The organism is Komagataeibacter sp. SM21, assembly GCF_041402665.1.
In the GTDB taxonomy this organism is placed as follows: domain Bacteria; phylum Pseudomonadota; class Alphaproteobacteria; order Acetobacterales; family Acetobacteraceae; genus Komagataeibacter; species Komagataeibacter saccharivorans.
On record NZ_JBGLOV010000009.1, the window covers coordinates 37,839 to 52,318 of the forward strand.

Sequence of the window (14,480 nt, forward strand, 5' to 3'; positions counted from 1 at the left end):
ACAGGGTTGTGCATCCCGGCAGCGGGAACCGGCGCAGCAGGTCAGGCTGCGGCTTCGAGGATTTTGCGGCTGACATCCAGCGTGACATCGCCATTTTCGCCCAGATGGGTCATGCCGTGGTCTTCAAGCTGCCTGACCAGATCGTTGATGCCTTCGGCCCCGATGTCATAGGCGGACAGGCGGGTCGGCACGCCCAGACCTTCGAAGAATTCCTCGGTCTTACGGATGATGGCGTCAATCCGCTCGTCTTCCGTGCCTTCGGTCAGGTTCCATACCCGCGCGGCATACTGCAGCAGCCTGGCGCGCTTTTCCGTGCGCCGCACCCGCAGCAGCGCCGGGAACACCATGGCCAGCGTACGGGCATGGTCGATGTGGTATTTCGCCGTGATTTCATGGCCGATCATATGCGTCGTCCAGTCATGCGGCACGCCCGCGCCAATCAGGCCGTTCAGGGCGAGGGTCGCCACCCACATGAGGTTGGAGCGCAGGTCATAATCATCCGGTGTCGCCACGATGCGCGGCCCGATTTCGACCAGACTGGACAGCAGCCCTTCGGAAAAGCGGTCCTGCGCCATGCCATCGACCGGATAGGTCATGTACTGTTCCATCACATGGACGAAAGAGTCCACGACACCGTTGATGACCTGCTTCATCGGCAGGCTCATTGTGCGCATCGGGTCCAGCACGGAAAAGCGCGGATAGACCAGCGGATTGGAAAACAGCAGCTTGTCACCGGTGGACTGGCGCGAAATCACGCTCAGGCAGTTCATTTCTGAACCGGTTGCGGGCAGGGTGACGACCGTGCCCAGCGGCAGCGCCTTTTTTGCGGCCTCGCCCTTGCTGACCAGAATGTCCCACGGCTCACCTTCATACGGCACGGCGGCGGCGACAAACTTGGTGCCATCCATGACCGAACCGCCGCCCACGGCAAGCAGGAAGTCGAGCTTTTCCGCCCGCACCATGGCCACGGCCTTCATCAGCGTCTCGTAAGTGGGGTTGGCTTCAATGCCGCCGAATTCACGGACAGTACGGTTGCCAAGGGCTGCGCGCACTTCGGCCAGCGTCCCGCTGCGTTCGGCGCTGGCGCCACCATACAGCACAAGTACGCGTGCTTCGGGCGAAAGCTGTTCATCAAGGCGGGCAATCATGCCTTTGCCAAAGAGGACCCGCGTGGGGTTGTAGAATTCAAAATTCAGCATTCTTGCACCTACTAGACCGGTCGTCTCTATTAGACCGGTCACTTATTAAATTCGTGAAACAGGACGCCCTGCCCCACCCTGAAACTAGATTTCCAGAAGCCGCCTGCTTGCCTCCCAGGCATGGTCAAACGGCGGGGAACTGCGGGTGATCTTCACCATCAGCGTCGAACCCAGCCATAACTGGTAAAGGGCCGCCGCCAGCATCGGGGCCGACTGCGTGTTGCCAATCGACCCTTCTTCCTGTCCGGCGGCAATGACCCTTGCGATCCGTTCGATCACGGAACGGGTTCCGATCTCCAGTATCGTGCGCATCCGTTCGGACAGGTCGGATACTTCGGCCGCCAGCTTCACGATCAGGCATTTGTTCCCGATCTGGCCATCAATATGGGTATCGCGCCAGAACTGGCAGTAACGCGTGATACGCTGCGCTGCGTTCCCTTCCCCATTATCAAGGATATCGTTCATTTTGATCAGATATTCCTCGATATAGGTCCGCAGGAGTTCTTCCCCGAATGCTTCCTTTGATTCGAAGTAGTGGTAGAATGACCCCTTGGGAATACCCGCGACATCCAGTATCTGCGCCAGACCGACGGCGGAGAAACCACGCTGGCCGATAAGCGGTCTGGCCGTTTCCAGAATATGCTGCCGGGCGGCGCGATGTTTCTCTGCGATCTTCATGGGAGTGTATATATGGGGTGCCTGATGGCGTGTCCAGATAAAAATTAGACCAGTCGTCTTTTTTTGGATCATGCCTGCTCAGGCACTCTGCCCGGCCATGATTTCCCCAATAATATCCTCCACCATCCGGGTGGTGCGCGAAAGCTGCCGCGTGCGGTCATGCACCAGCGCCAGCGTAAGATCCGGCACGCTGGCCCCGATCAGCGGGACAAAAGCCAGATCCCCCCGCATCACTTCGGACATCACATCCAGATAACTGAGCAGACAGATACCCGTTCCCGCCATGACAAGGGAAATGATCATCTGCACATTGTTCGCCCGTGCCGCGACGGACGGGGCCATGCGTCCCGCCGCCATCAGCCGGGCAAATACGGATGCCAGCGCCAGCGGCTGTTCCGGCACGATCATGGCATGGTCCGCGCACTGCGTCAGCCGGACGGCATCATGCTGCGCCAGCGGATGGTCGGAACGGCAGGCAAAGCCGAGCGGAAAGGACAGCCGCCGGACCACAACCAGATCACGCATTTCCTCCGGGTCCAGTACCAGCGCAAGATCGCCTTCGCCTGACAGCAGGGTGTGGTGAATACTTTTATTGTCGCGGATATTCACATTCAGCACGACACCGGGATGCGTGCGTTTTATGCGGCTGACCAGTTCGGGCAGGAAAGCACGCGACAGGGCTTCGGGCGCCAGCAGGTCAACCTGACCACGGCGTATGCCCTTCAGGTCATCGATTTCGCGCTTCAGGTCATCCAGATCCTTAACCCAGCGTCTGGCGCATCCATACAGCAGTTCCCCCGCCGCGGTCAGGCGCATGCCGGTGGGCAGGCGTTCAAATAACGGGGTCTGGAGCTGTTTTTCACCCAGCAGGATGTGCCGGTTGATGGCCGAACCCGCGATATGCAGTTCCTCTGCCGCCTTGCGTATGGATTTATGCCGCGCAACAGCCAGAAAATAGACCAGAAAACGGGAAAAAGGCTGCATGTGTTCTCATTTCGAGAATGGGAAAGGATCAATTATGATATATCTGAGAGCGCACCGCATGTGAAATGATCTTTCCGAAGACCCCGGACCGCTTCCGGCCCGTTCAGGAGGACCATCATGACCACAGCAGCCTGCGCCCGCCCGGCGGACATCCACCCCCTGCCCCGCACCATGACGTTTGAAGTGGATGACTGGAGCATCCTTGCGCGCTGCTGGCATCCGGTCGCCCTTGTGCGCGAACTGGGTGACAGGCCGCTGGGCGTGACCCTGCTGGATGCGCCGCTGGTGGTCTATCGCGCGGGCGACAGCATTGTCGTGGCCGATGACCTGTGTCCCCACCGTGGCGTGCCGCTAAGCATGGGCAAGGGAGACGGGCAGACCGTTGCCTGCGCCTATCACGGTTTCCGTTTTGGGGAAAAAGGCCGCTGCGTGAAGGTGCCCGCCCATCCCGACAGCGCCATTCCGTCAAAGCTCAACCTGCGCACCTATCCCGCCGTGGAACGCTATGGCCTGATCTGGACCTGCCTGCGACCGGAAGGGAACGGGGCCGATATTCCCCCCATGCCGCACTGGAACGACGCGGCCTTTCAGCAGATCAACTGCCCGTGGATCGATATTGCCGGTTTTGCGGGCCGTCAGGTGGAAGGATTCATTGACGTGGCCCATTTCGCCTTTGTCCATACCGACACGTTCGCCGACCCTGAAAACCCCGTGGTGCCCCCTTACAAGACCCGCATCACGCCCGACGGGTTCGAAGCGGAATACCGCAGCAGCGTGGGCAATTATCCCATTGGCAAAAGCGACCGGGGGCGGCCGGGTTTTGAATGGCTGCGGCATTTCCGCGTGCATGTACCCTTTACCGCGACGCTGGAAATCCATTTCCCCGATAATGGCCGCCTTGTCATCATGAACGCGGCGTCACCCGTGTCGGCCCGTAAAACGCGGATGTTCGCGCCCATGTGCCGTAACTTCGACAAGGACCTGCCACTACAGGATGTCTATGACTTCAACCTGCGGGTTTTCGAGGAGGACCGCGCCCTGGTGGAAGCCCAGAAACCGGAGAACCTGCCGCTGGACCCCACGCTTGAAGCGCATGTCATGGCGGATCGCAGTTCGATCGCCTATCGCCGTGCCCTGCGCACGATGGGACTGAGCCAGTTCTTCACGGCGTGAAGGGAATGATGCCCATGTCCACCCTGTTTTCTGTCCTTGTCGATGCTGTCACGCCGGAAGGGGACGACTGCGTGCGCCTGCGTCTGGTCGCCCGGGCGGGGCAGGACGACCTGCCACGCTTTGAACCCGGCGCGCATATTGATGTCATGACCCCTTCGGGCCTGATCCGTCAGTATTCACTGTGTGGATCAGCGGAAGATCGCACGGGGTATGAACTGTGCATCAAGCGCGAAGCGGCCTCCCGTGGGGGATCGGAATCCCTGTGCGCGGGAATACGGCGGGGCATGGAACTGCGGATTTCCCCGCCCCGCAATGCGTTCATGCTGCCTGACGCGCAACGCCATATCCTGATCGGGGGCGGTATCGGCATTACGCCCCTGCTTTCCATGATGATGTATCTGCAGGGCAGGAATGCTGACTGGCAGCTTCATTATTATACGCGTGATCCCGGGCGCGCGCCGTTTGGGGACATGCTACGCCAAGGTCCGTATGCGCCCCGCGTCCAGTTCAGCCGAAGCCTGAAAAACGGGTACCCGGATGTACTGGACACACCATCGCCTGACACCGCCATCATGCTGTGTGGGCCGGACGGATTCATGAACGCTGTTTTTTCCCATGCCGTCGCCGCAGGCTGGCAGGCGGATCAGGTCCATACCGAATATTTCCGCCCGACCGAAACAACCCACGCCCTGTCCGATCGGGCGTTTGATGTCGTGCTGGCGCGATCGGGGCAGACGGTGAACGTACCGGCGGGACAGAGCATTGCCGCCGCCCTGCTTGCCGCCGGGGTGGATGTGGACCTGTCGTGTGAGCAGGGTATGTGCGGTGCCTGTGTCGTGCCGCTTGTCGCCGGGGAAGGCGATCACCGTGATATGGTCCTGACCGCGGAAGAACAGGGGCGCAGTATTGCGCTATGCTGTTCACGCAGCCGCAGCCCGTCGCTGACACTGGACCTGTAACCGGGACCGGGCGGGGAATACCCGCGCGTTACTATGGCTGTCGGGAACTGTCCTCGGGGTCCGGTAATGCCAGCAGCGTCTCTTTCAGCGTATCCGGCAGGGCCGGAAAAGGATCGACCCCGACCGCGCGGATCAGCGTCGCCACATTGACAACCGTGCAGGTCGGGTTTTCCGTGTTCTTGCAGACATAGACACCGGCTGCGTTGACCATGGGGTCATACACCGCTTTCCATGTGGAGGAAGGCACCACAACATGATGCCCGATCCCCTGCGTGCTGCCGTAAAAGGCCGGTCCGGTCACGACATAGAGCGCGCCTTCCTGCAACGCCAGTTTCCGCACCGCCCGTTCCACATCGCTCCATATCCCCTTATTCAGTTCGGGTGTCTGTGGCACGACATTGGCCAGTGAAAACGCCTGATCGCGTCCCGCCATGTCGGGTGCTTCCGACGCCGGTGTCATGCGGCCACGGGCATAGCCCGAACGCCTGTAATCGGCAGGGTCGGCCCCATCGCCCGGCGGCAGGCGCGGGTCGGCATGGGGCCGGTCGGTTACGCGGCCCAACTGGCTGGCCCGCATGATTTCCCGCCGGGTCAGATATTCCGCCGACCATAGCGGTTCATGCACCAGACCGGAATTGAGGGCAGCATAATCCGCATTGCACAGCAGGGTCGTGCGTGGCAGCAGTCCGGGGGCAACCAGCGCGGGCAGGTGCCCCTGCGCGCCGAACTGCGGGCACGGATCTTCCTGGGCTGATGCCGCGCAGGGCATGCTGACAGCCAGGCACCCCATAACCGCACACACCCGGACTGATCTGCGTAACATACCGAACACCTCTGGATACCCTGCATAGGGCATTCCACATCAATCGGGCGCAAGGCAAGCCCCGGCCTGCGATAAGGTGTAATGGTCGCGGAATGGCAATGCTGCCGGAAAAACAGACTGTCTGAAAAACCTGCTTTTCATAAGAAAGGTTCTGGTGAAGCTTTTTGAAAAAAGGCGGCACTCAAAAACTTTTATTACATTTCAGGCCGAAACGATACGGATGGGACGTTCGGCTATGTCGATCCGGACGGGTGTGAACTGGCGAGCATCCCCGTCGCTCTGCACCGGTATGCCCGGTGGTGTGCGGATTTCGATGCACCGCGCGGTATGTATTTCTACATCCCGCTGCCGTGCCAGATTGCCACGCAGCAGGGACAGGCTGGCGCGCAGGGTAGCCAGAATGCCGGGCGCCCGGAACAGCACGACCGAGAAGCGTTTCTCCGCCAGCATGGAATCCCGTGTCAGGACGTATTTCCCGGCATAGAGAGAACCCTTCGACACGATGACGGAAACGGCATCATATTCCACGCCGTCCAGCAAGACATGCAGCGGTTCAAATCCGTACCGCCATAATGATCGCACGGTATTCAGAACATAGGCGAACTGGCCTAACGCGCTTTTCAGTCGCGTCGACACGGCATGTACCACATGCGCGTCGAACCCGATCCCCGCCATCTGGATGAACAGCCCGTTCCAGCCATCGGATTGCAGGTGGCCGGGCCAGATGACCCTGCTGTTTCCCCGCGCCATTACGCCTGCACTGGCGGCATCATCCGATGGAATACCCAGTTCATGGGCCAGCACATTGGCCGTACCCAGCGGCAGGATGCCAAGGATACAGTCGGACCCGGCCATCCCTTCGGCGATTTCGGCAATGGTGCCGTCACCCCCGGCTGCTACGATATGCGTGTATTTCTGGTCATGGACCGCTTTGCGGGCAAGCGCGGTTGCGTGGCCCCGGAAAGCGGTAGGGACGATATCGACCACAAACCCGGCGCCACGCAGGCACTGCGCGAAATGGGCGATACGGGTCCGGCTGTGCCCGCCGCATTTTTCATTTACAATAATGACGGCTGTTTTGTGCTGGACAGGCAAGATCTCTATCGCTCTGAAATAAAATCATACAAGACGGCCATGCCGCATCATGGAGGGGGGCAGGATCAGTCCTCCTGCCCTTCAGGCCAGTACTGATCCAGAAGCAGGTTGAGGGCCTCATGCCCCTGCGCCCGGCTTTTCAGGTCCGCAAGATGGAAGGTTACGGCAAGGGATTTTCCCGAACGCCGGTTTATCGTCACGACAGTCCTGCCATCGGATGGACGTTCTATGGTCGATGCCCCGGCAGCCCTGCGGGGGGCGGGTTCCGGTTTTTCCGCGGCCTTCTGCAATTCCCTTACCACGGCGGGCGCTTCGGTCAGGTAGGAATGATCACGCTTGCGCATATCCGCCATCTTTGCCGCCGCATCCAGCACGCGCCTGCGGGTGTCGATATTTTTCAGCAGGGGCTTGAGCTTCATGACATGCTTGATCCGCATGTCATGCGGGGAAGCAAAGGCCCCGATTACTGCGGCAGGCAGGCGGGCGAGATCAAGATAACGGCTCAGCCAGCTTTCCGATACCCGCAGCCGCTCGGCCATCGCCTTCTGTTCATTACCATAATAAAGGCCCAGACCCTTGAGGTAATCCCGCGCGCGTTCATAATCGCTCAGATCCTGTCGGGCGCGGTTTTCCAGATCGGCAATGCGGAAAGCCTGCTCATCGGTCAGTTCGCGCGGTTCCACGATGAAGCGGAATTCGGGATAGGTATTCGCCCGCAGCCATGAAATCGCCCAATGACGGCGCGCGCCGCAGATAACCTCGAATTCGTAATCGGGATCATCCTTCAGCCGCCTTACGATGGCGGGCATTTCCTGATGTCCCTGCGCCTTCAGGCTTTCGATCAGGTCATGGCAGCTTTCATATGTCAGGGCCGCGTAATCGCGGTTATGCTCCCCCCACATCCGGCAACGGGCGGGATCGACCGACAGATGGGTCTTGGTCTGGGCCAGTCCGCCCGCCATTTCCGCCAGCCTGTTACGCCGGTCCCCCAGCACGCCGCCCATCCGCGTGGCGGGCTTGCGGTCTTCGCGCAGGCCCGCACTGGCGGCGGCGGCTAGACCATCGGTGAATAACTTGTTCTTGGAGGACATCGTGGCCGACCTTCATGCTCTGGATCAGGGTATGGCGTGTAATAAAGAGGAAGAATGCCGCCGAACGCGGCTATCGGGGTGATTGCACCGGTGCAATCACCCCGGCACGGGCAGGATCACAGGACACCCGCCCGGCGCAGGCTTTCCCGGTGGCTGGGCCACATGGCGCGTATGTCCAGTTCCAGTTCCTGATTAACCGCGTTCAGGTAAGTCAGGCAGCGATCCCGCACCGATCTGCTGGTAATCGGCGCATCCAGTTCATAAACGGTCATGAGCCGCGCGGTCGCGTTATCGATCTCGGCTGAGTTTTTCAGTGATGAACGGGCAAGATGGTGCCCGAAAATGGATTTCATCAGCCCCAGCAGTTCACGCTGCATGGATTTGTTTTCATCCACGCGGGAGCTTACGAATTTCAGAAGCTGCAGGTTCGGCGCATGCCCCGCCCGCTCAAGCTCAACCAATGTTTCCTGCAACATGGCAAGGAAGGCCGCGGTAGAAGAAAAATCCATCACCGTCGGCGGAACCGGCACGATCAGCGCATTGGCCGCGCGCAGCACGGACAGTGAGATTGCCCCCAGCGCGGGTGGCGGGTCCATGATGACCACATCAAACGCATCGGAAACCGAATTGATGCCCTGCGTCAGCCGGTCGATCAGGCCGGGATCACCCTGCGCCATCCGCGCCGCCAGTTCGTATTCCGACTGGAACAGGCGAAGATTGGCGGGGATCAGCGACAGGCCGTCAAAATGGGTCGGCCGCAGCGCGTAGGCCAGCGATCCCATCTCATCATTGCGCAGGAACGGGTAAAGCGTATCGTCTTCCCCCAGATCCATGTCCGGCACGTAGCCAAACAGGGTGGTGGCGGATGCCTGGCTGTCACAGTCGATCAGCAGGACGCGATAGCCCTGTATTGCAAGATACTGCGCCAGATGCACGGCGACGGTTGATTTCCCCACGCCCCCCTTGAAGTTCTGTACGGCTATGACCGCGGGCGCATCCGTTTGCGCACGCCACGGGCGGGTGCCGAAAATGCCGCGCATGACATTGAGCTGTTCCAGCGTATAGCCCACGCGCCGGTTGTTTTCCCCACGCCGGGGTTCAGGCAGGCGGCCATCCTTTTCCGCTTCCCTTATTGCGGCAGCCGAGCGGCCGATCAGTTCCGCGGCCTGACCGATCTGGAATGTCGGCTCCCTGCGGTCCCCCGCCCGCACGGCCTGCGCATTGTTGCGCAGGGTCTCCAGCACCGAAGACGTACGCAGTGCAAGGTCTTCCACCAATGAGAGCACGTTCCCGCCCTCGCCTTCAGCTACCGTGTCCATCGCCTACCACCATTTCACAATCACGAACCGATTACGCAAACCTTGCACTTCTTGTGCCCGTTTAACGTTTTTTTCGCAAGGACATTAAATCCGACGATGTCTGCCGAAAGAATGGGCGTCGCCGTGAAACCGGCGATTTATCTTTGCCTGACAAAAACATGACCACCAGAATTGCACAACGCGACCGGGCCATGATCCAGCCTGTCCCATCGCGGGAATATCCCGTTTACACCGATGAAGGATTGTTTTCCGCTTATTTTATCGCATATACAATAAGGATGCGGTATGATTGGGATGACACAAAACGGGCAGCCAACATCGCCAAGCATGGCGTGGACTTTACCGCCGCTGAGGACTTTGAATGGGATGTCGCCCTGGTCATCGCCAGCCACAGCGCAACCGAACCCCGCCTTGTCGCCATTGCCCCGATCCGGCGGCGGCTGCATGTGCTGGTTTACAGCATTGAAACCCGCATTGTCCGCATCATCAGCCTGCGTAAGGCCAACCGACGGGAGGCAAAACTTTATGAAGCGCAAACCTGACTTCATCATGCCCACGGAAGATGAGGACGCCCGTATCAATGCCGGCATTGCGGATGATCCTGACAATCCCGAACTGACCGCAATGGATTTCACCCGCGCGGCAAGCGCATCCCGCGCGCAGCCTGATCTGGTGCGCGATTATGAAAGACGCGTGCGCGGCCCGCAGAAAGCGCCGACCAAGAAGCAGGTGTCGATCCGGCTGGATCAGGACGTGATCGAACGCCTGAAATCGGACGGTCCCGGCTGGCAGCGCCGTGCAAATGACCTGCTGCGCAAGGCCGTGGGCATACGATGACCCCGCTGCGGTGCAGGAGGCCGGGTTGCGCCTGATCGCAGGCATCTGTCTTGTTCTTGGCCTTGCGTCGTCCCTTGCGGGCTGTGCAGACCAGAACCCCCGCATGGACCGCAATGCGCGCGCCGCCTATGACCGGGGCGGCGGCGGATACCATGATGGCTGGGACGGTTCCGGCGGGTGGGGTGGCCCCGGTGGCTGGGGCGGACCGGGGGGCATGGGCTGGTAAGCCCGTGGCCGGATTTTCAGGGGTCCGCCCCGGAACGTCGCGGGGCGCAACGGGTTATTGACACGGGCGCATCTGCGCCCACACAAAGCGATCCGTCCTGACGTGACGCCGTCAGCGATCCCGAAAGCGCCCGTTGCGGATATCCCATGCCCACGCATATCAAACTGGTCCAGTCTGTCGAACGGGCCGCGGCCATTCTGGAAACCATCGCCCGGCAGGGTGGGGCCGCACACCTGCGGCAGATCGCGGCCCTTACGGGTATTGGCAAGACCACCGCCCATAACATCCTGCAGACACTGGACCATCTGGGCTATGTCCGTCGCCGCTCCGGCGATACGCGCTATTACCTCGGTGGCCGCATCCTCAACCTTGCGCGTATCGCGGGCAATGACAGCGCGACCCGCACCCGCCTGCGCCCCGTTCTGGAAACCATTGCCCGCAATACCGGCCAGACCGTCTGGCTTGCCGTGCCCGGTGGCGATGAAGCCGCGTATCTCGACATCGTTGATGCCACCAGCCCGGCAGGACAGGCCGATCGTGCCCCCTTTCGGGAAAAGCTGGAAGGCTCCGCCGTAGGGCTGGTCTTTCTGGCCTTCGTGCCCGGCATGGCCAAGCGCCTTGCCGCCGCCCCCGGTGAAGCGCCCACGCCCGCCATGGTGGAACAGATCCACACTGTACGCGCACGCGGTTATGCCCTTGATCTGGAACGATATCACGCGGGTATCCACGGTGTCGCCATCCCGTGGTGGGAAGATGGGGAAGTGCTGGCAAGCATCTGCGTAACCGGCCCGGCGTGCGAACTGCCGCGTGCGAAGCTGGCCGATATTGCATGGATGATGATGCAGCAGCAGCTTGTCCGCGTTCAGCAATGATGAATAAATCATCATTTCACGATCATCTGTATTCCCTCATCCGCCATTGCCGTTAGCGTGCGCTTTTTTACATGAAGAAGGTCCGCAATAATGAAACTCTCTGTCGCTTCCGCCATGATCGACGCGGCCCTTGCCGAAGCCACCAGACTGAAGGTGACGGTATGTATAACCGTCGTGGATGCAGCCGCATGGCCGGTGGCCTTCGCCCGCATGGACGGCGCACCGCTGGGCGTAATCGATGTCAGCGGAAAGAAGGCGAAAACCGCCGTCCTGTTCCAGATGGACACGGCGGCCTTTGCCAAAATCGCGCATCCCGATGGCGTTGCCTATTCGCTGGAAAACACCAATGGCGGCCTGACCAGTTTTGGCGGTGGCGTGCTGCTGAAGGCGGCTGATGGCGCCATTGCCGGGGCGATTGGCGTATCGGGCGCCACCAGCGCGGAAGATATCGACATCGCCCGGGCCGCCGCCCGCGTCCTGTCCGCCTGACAGCCCGACCCGGACCGCACATGACCACAGATACCGCAACGACCGAATTCAATCCCCGGCCCGTCCACCCGCCGCACGGTGCAGCAGCCGCCTTCCTTATCCTGACCTTTGGCACCTTTGTCGTGGGAACGGGTGAGTTCGCCATCATGGGCATGCTGCCCGAATTCGCATCCTCGCTCCGGCTTTCCACCGCCGATGCCGGTTACGCGATTACCGCCTACGCGCTGGGTGTTGTATTTGGCGCACCACTCATCACCATACTTGGCGCACGCCTGTCGCGGCGTGAACTGCTGCTATCGCTCTATATTCTTTTCTGCTGCGGCAATCTGCTGAGCATCGCCATGCCAACCCCCGGCCTGATCGAGGTCGCCCGTTTCATCACCGGTCTGCCCCATGGGGCGCTGTTTGGCATTTCCGCCCTTGTCGCCGCATCCATGGTCGACCACTCGCGCCGGGGCTGGGCCGTGGGGCGCGTACTGTCAGGCATTGCCATCGCCACCCTTGTCGGCGCGCCGTTTTCCACCTTCGCCGCCAATCACTGGGGCTGGCGGATTTCCTACTTCATCATCGCGCTGTGCGGTCTGCTGACCTTTCTGGGGGTATGGCGCTATATCCCGGCGGACCGGCCCAACCGTTCCAATTCCCCGCTGCGGGAAGTAACGGCGCTGTTCAACACACAGGTCATGCTGACCCTGCTGACCGCCGCCATCGGTTTTGGCGGCATGTTCACCATCTATACCTATCTGACCAGCATCCTGCAGAACGTGACCCGCGTGCCGGAATGGGAAACCATGGTGTTCATGGTCCTGTGGGGTGCGGGCATGCTTACGGGCGCCAATGCGGGGGCATGGGTGGTTGACCGCAACCTGTCCCTTGCCGCGATCCTCGCGCTGGCAGGCAGCGCGCTGACCATGCTGGTCTTTCCGCTGGTGCTGCACAGTATCCCTGCCCTTGTGGTGGTGGTTTTCCTGATCCCGTGTTTCGTCAATGCACTGGGGCCGGCATTGCAGACACGGCTTATGGATTACGCGGGGGATGCGCAGACACTTGCCGCCTCCCTCAATCACTCGGCATTCAATGTCGCCAATGCCATGGGGGCATCCCTGGGCAGCGCCCTTCTGGCCGCGCAGTTCAGTTATGGATCGCTTGGTTTTGGTGCGGCCGTTCTATCCACGGGGGGGCTTGTCGTCTATCTTCTGGCGCTTGCGCTGCTGAAGCGGCATGTCGTGCGTGCGTAACCACTCCGGCACGGATTACCGGTAAATAAACATCATGAAACGCCGCCATTATTTTAATGGCGGCGTTGCCTGAAGCTTTCTGAAAAAGGCTTCACCACGAACCTGCCTGATAATCTGTCGATACAGCCGGGACCGGGACAGCGCAGCCCATAAACAATAAAACCGGTATTGAATCCCATTCATGCGATCGCATTTATTCGGGCTGCGGAATCAGTAATCCCGACGGCTTCATGCCAATCGGCAAAAAAGATTACACACATCAGTATCGTTCCGGAACTTCCCTGTTCAGGGGACGTATAGCGATCATGAGGTGACAGCGGCATTTTGCATGACCTGTCATCATTTGCATCCCTGCATTCAATACATCCCAATACCAGTACATCGAGACGTCTCCGTTCATAAATAACCAGTACAGACGGAAGGCCCGACATGGTGGATATTTCTGAAATCTGGTCCCTGTTCATCTATGCGGTTGTGATCGGGGGACTTCTGGCGTGCCTGTTCGGGCTGTCCGCCATGACCGGCACCCGGCGACGTGGGGCCGCGATGGGCCGTTCCATGTCCCTGCCATTTGAATCCGGCATGATGCCGACCGGATCGGCACGGCTGCGCCTGCCGGTGCAGTATTATCTGGTCGCCATGTTCTTCGTCATATTCGACGTGGAAACGGCCTTTCTCCTGCCATGGGCGACCGTTGTGACGCGGGTCGGATGGATCGGGTATGGCGCGGCGGTTTTCTTTATCGCCTTTCTGGCTGCCTCCCTCCTCTATCTGTGGCGTGCGGGTGCGCTGGAATGGGGGCCGCAGCCGCGCCTGCCACGTATCGGGGGAAAGGCTTCGGTATCATGACATGGTCCCTCTCGCCCGTATCGCCCCCACGGAACACGCGGCCAGCGCAACATGACGACACGCCGACCTTCAGCGAGACGGTGCGGCGGAACCTTGTCATGGGACGGCTTCAGGATTTTGTGGCGTGGGGGCAGAAAAATTCGATATGGCCGCTCAATTTCGGCCTGTCCTGCTGCTACGTGGAAATGGCGACCGCCTTTACAAGCCGGTTCGACATTGCACGTTTCGGGTCCGAAGTCCTGCGCGCGACCCCGCGTGAAGCGGACCTGATTGTCATTTCCGGCACCGTATTCGTCAAGATGGCCCCGATCATCCAGCATCTGTATGACCAGATGCTGGAACCCCGATGGGTGATCTCCATGGGGTCATGCGCCAATTCGGGCGGTATGTACGACATTTACAGCGTGGTGCAGGGCGTGGACAGTTTCCTGCCGGTCGATGTGTATGTTCCCGGCTGCCCGCCCCGCCCGGAAGCCCTGCTTGAGGGCCTGATGCTGTTGCAGAAATCCATCGGCACGCGCAGGCGTCCGTTAAGCTGGATGATGGGACCGCAGGGCATGGAACCTGTAACGCCCCCCAGCATGCGCGATGAAAAACGCGCCGCCCGTCAGGGCGTGCGCGACATCCGCCAGCCCGACGGGATCTGAC

General features: G+C 60.5%; 17 protein-coding genes. 10 read left to right on the forward strand and 7 right to left on the reverse strand.

Features of this window, described 5'->3' with window-relative positions; all coding sequences use genetic code 11:
* Positions 1 to 41 precede the first annotated feature (41 nt).
* From ACBR42_RS10160 to ACBR42_RS10170, 3 genes are all read right to left on the reverse strand, one after another.
* A complete protein-coding gene (locus ACBR42_RS10160) occupies positions 42 to 1,199 on the reverse strand; it encodes an iron-containing alcohol dehydrogenase (RefSeq protein WP_371207899.1) in 1,158 nt (385 codons plus the stop codon).
* An 84-nt stretch (positions 1,200 to 1,283) separates the two neighbouring features.
* Positions 1,284 to 1,877, reverse strand: coding sequence for a TetR/AcrR family transcriptional regulator (locus ACBR42_RS10165; protein ID WP_371207900.1), 594 nt, complete (start codon positions 1,875 to 1,877; stop codon positions 1,284 to 1,286).
* A gap of 78 nt (positions 1,878 to 1,955) precedes the next feature.
* Complete coding sequence (locus ACBR42_RS10170; protein ID WP_371207901.1) at positions 1,956 to 2,861, reverse strand: LysR family transcriptional regulator; 906 nt, start codon at positions 2,859 to 2,861, stop codon at positions 1,956 to 1,958.
* A 117-nt stretch (positions 2,862 to 2,978) separates the two neighbouring features.
* Between ACBR42_RS10170 and ACBR42_RS10175 the strand changes: the two genes are divergently transcribed.
* Positions 2,979 to 4,034 carry a Rieske 2Fe-2S domain-containing protein gene (locus tag ACBR42_RS10175; RefSeq protein ID WP_371207902.1) on the forward strand — a complete coding sequence of 352 codons (1,056 nt, stop codon included), beginning with the start codon at positions 2,979 to 2,981 and terminating at the stop codon, positions 4,032 to 4,034.
* A gap of 14 nt (positions 4,035 to 4,048) precedes the next feature.
* Positions 4,049 to 4,993 carry a 2Fe-2S iron-sulfur cluster-binding protein gene (locus ACBR42_RS10180; protein WP_371207903.1) on the forward strand — a complete coding sequence of 315 codons (945 nt, stop codon included), beginning with the start codon at positions 4,049 to 4,051 and terminating at the stop codon, positions 4,991 to 4,993.
* Between the two features lie 31 nt (positions 4,994 to 5,024).
* Here the strand turns inward: ACBR42_RS10180 and ACBR42_RS10185 are convergent, their stop codons facing one another.
* The 4 genes from ACBR42_RS10185 to ACBR42_RS10200 form a co-directional block, all read right to left on the reverse strand.
* Positions 5,025 to 5,816: a DNA/RNA non-specific endonuclease gene (locus tag ACBR42_RS10185; RefSeq protein ID WP_110547723.1), complete on the reverse strand. Its 792-nt coding sequence runs from the start codon at positions 5,814 to 5,816 to the stop codon at positions 5,025 to 5,027.
* 201 nt (positions 5,817 to 6,017) lie between these two features.
* Positions 6,018 to 6,911 (reverse strand): diacylglycerol kinase family protein, encoded by an 894-nt coding sequence (locus ACBR42_RS10190; RefSeq protein ID WP_371207904.1) that lies wholly within the window; start codon positions 6,909 to 6,911, stop codon positions 6,018 to 6,020.
* 65 nt (positions 6,912 to 6,976) lie between these two features.
* Positions 6,977 to 8,002, reverse strand: a complete 1,026-nt coding sequence (locus tag ACBR42_RS10195) for a ParB/RepB/Spo0J family partition protein (protein ID WP_371207905.1) — start codon at positions 8,000 to 8,002, stop codon at positions 6,977 to 6,979.
* A 116-nt stretch (positions 8,003 to 8,118) separates the two neighbouring features.
* Positions 8,119 to 9,321, reverse strand: a complete 1,203-nt coding sequence (locus ACBR42_RS10200; RefSeq protein WP_110547681.1) for an AAA family ATPase — start codon at positions 9,319 to 9,321, stop codon at positions 8,119 to 8,121.
* Positions 9,322 to 9,479: 158 nt separating this feature from the next.
* Here ACBR42_RS10200 and ACBR42_RS10205 point away from each other — a divergent pair, with 158 nt between their 5' ends.
* The 8 genes from ACBR42_RS10205 (at position 9,480) to ACBR42_RS10240 (ending at position 14,479) form a co-directional block, all read left to right on the forward strand.
* Positions 9,480 to 9,863 (forward strand): BrnT family toxin, encoded by a 384-nt coding sequence (locus tag ACBR42_RS10205; RefSeq protein WP_371207906.1) that lies wholly within the window; start codon positions 9,480 to 9,482, stop codon positions 9,861 to 9,863.
* Positions 9,847 to 10,158 (forward strand): BrnA antitoxin family protein, encoded by a 312-nt coding sequence (locus ACBR42_RS10210; protein ID WP_254058035.1) that lies wholly within the window; start codon positions 9,847 to 9,849, stop codon positions 10,156 to 10,158. The genes ACBR42_RS10205 and ACBR42_RS10210 overlap by 17 nt, the downstream gene beginning before the upstream one ends.
* Positions 10,159 to 10,183: 25 nt before the next feature.
* The gene (locus ACBR42_RS10215; protein WP_118963780.1) at positions 10,184 to 10,384 is read left to right on the forward strand and encodes a hypothetical protein; all 201 of its coding nucleotides are present in this window, start codon (positions 10,184 to 10,186) and stop codon (positions 10,382 to 10,384) included.
* A gap of 146 nt (positions 10,385 to 10,530) precedes the next feature.
* On the forward strand, positions 10,531 to 11,256 hold the full coding sequence (locus ACBR42_RS10220; RefSeq protein WP_282760419.1) for an IclR family transcriptional regulator: 726 nt from the start codon (positions 10,531 to 10,533) through the stop codon (positions 11,254 to 11,256).
* Between the two features lie 90 nt (positions 11,257 to 11,346).
* Complete coding sequence (locus ACBR42_RS10225; protein ID WP_110547684.1) at positions 11,347 to 11,745, forward strand: heme-binding protein; 399 nt, start codon at positions 11,347 to 11,349, stop codon at positions 11,743 to 11,745.
* A 20-nt stretch (positions 11,746 to 11,765) separates the two neighbouring features.
* Positions 11,766 to 12,983, forward strand: coding sequence for an MFS transporter (locus tag ACBR42_RS10230; RefSeq protein WP_110547685.1), 1,218 nt, complete (start codon positions 11,766 to 11,768; stop codon positions 12,981 to 12,983).
* Between the two features lie 429 nt (positions 12,984 to 13,412).
* Positions 13,413 to 13,832, forward strand: coding sequence for an NADH-quinone oxidoreductase subunit A (locus ACBR42_RS10235; protein WP_110547687.1), 420 nt, complete (start codon positions 13,413 to 13,415; stop codon positions 13,830 to 13,832).
* Positions 13,829 to 14,479, forward strand: a complete 651-nt coding sequence (locus ACBR42_RS10240; protein WP_110547688.1) for an NADH-quinone oxidoreductase subunit B — start codon at positions 13,829 to 13,831, stop codon at positions 14,477 to 14,479. The genes ACBR42_RS10235 and ACBR42_RS10240 overlap by 4 nt, the downstream gene beginning before the upstream one ends.
* The last annotated feature ends 1 nt before the right edge of the window (position 14,480 follow it).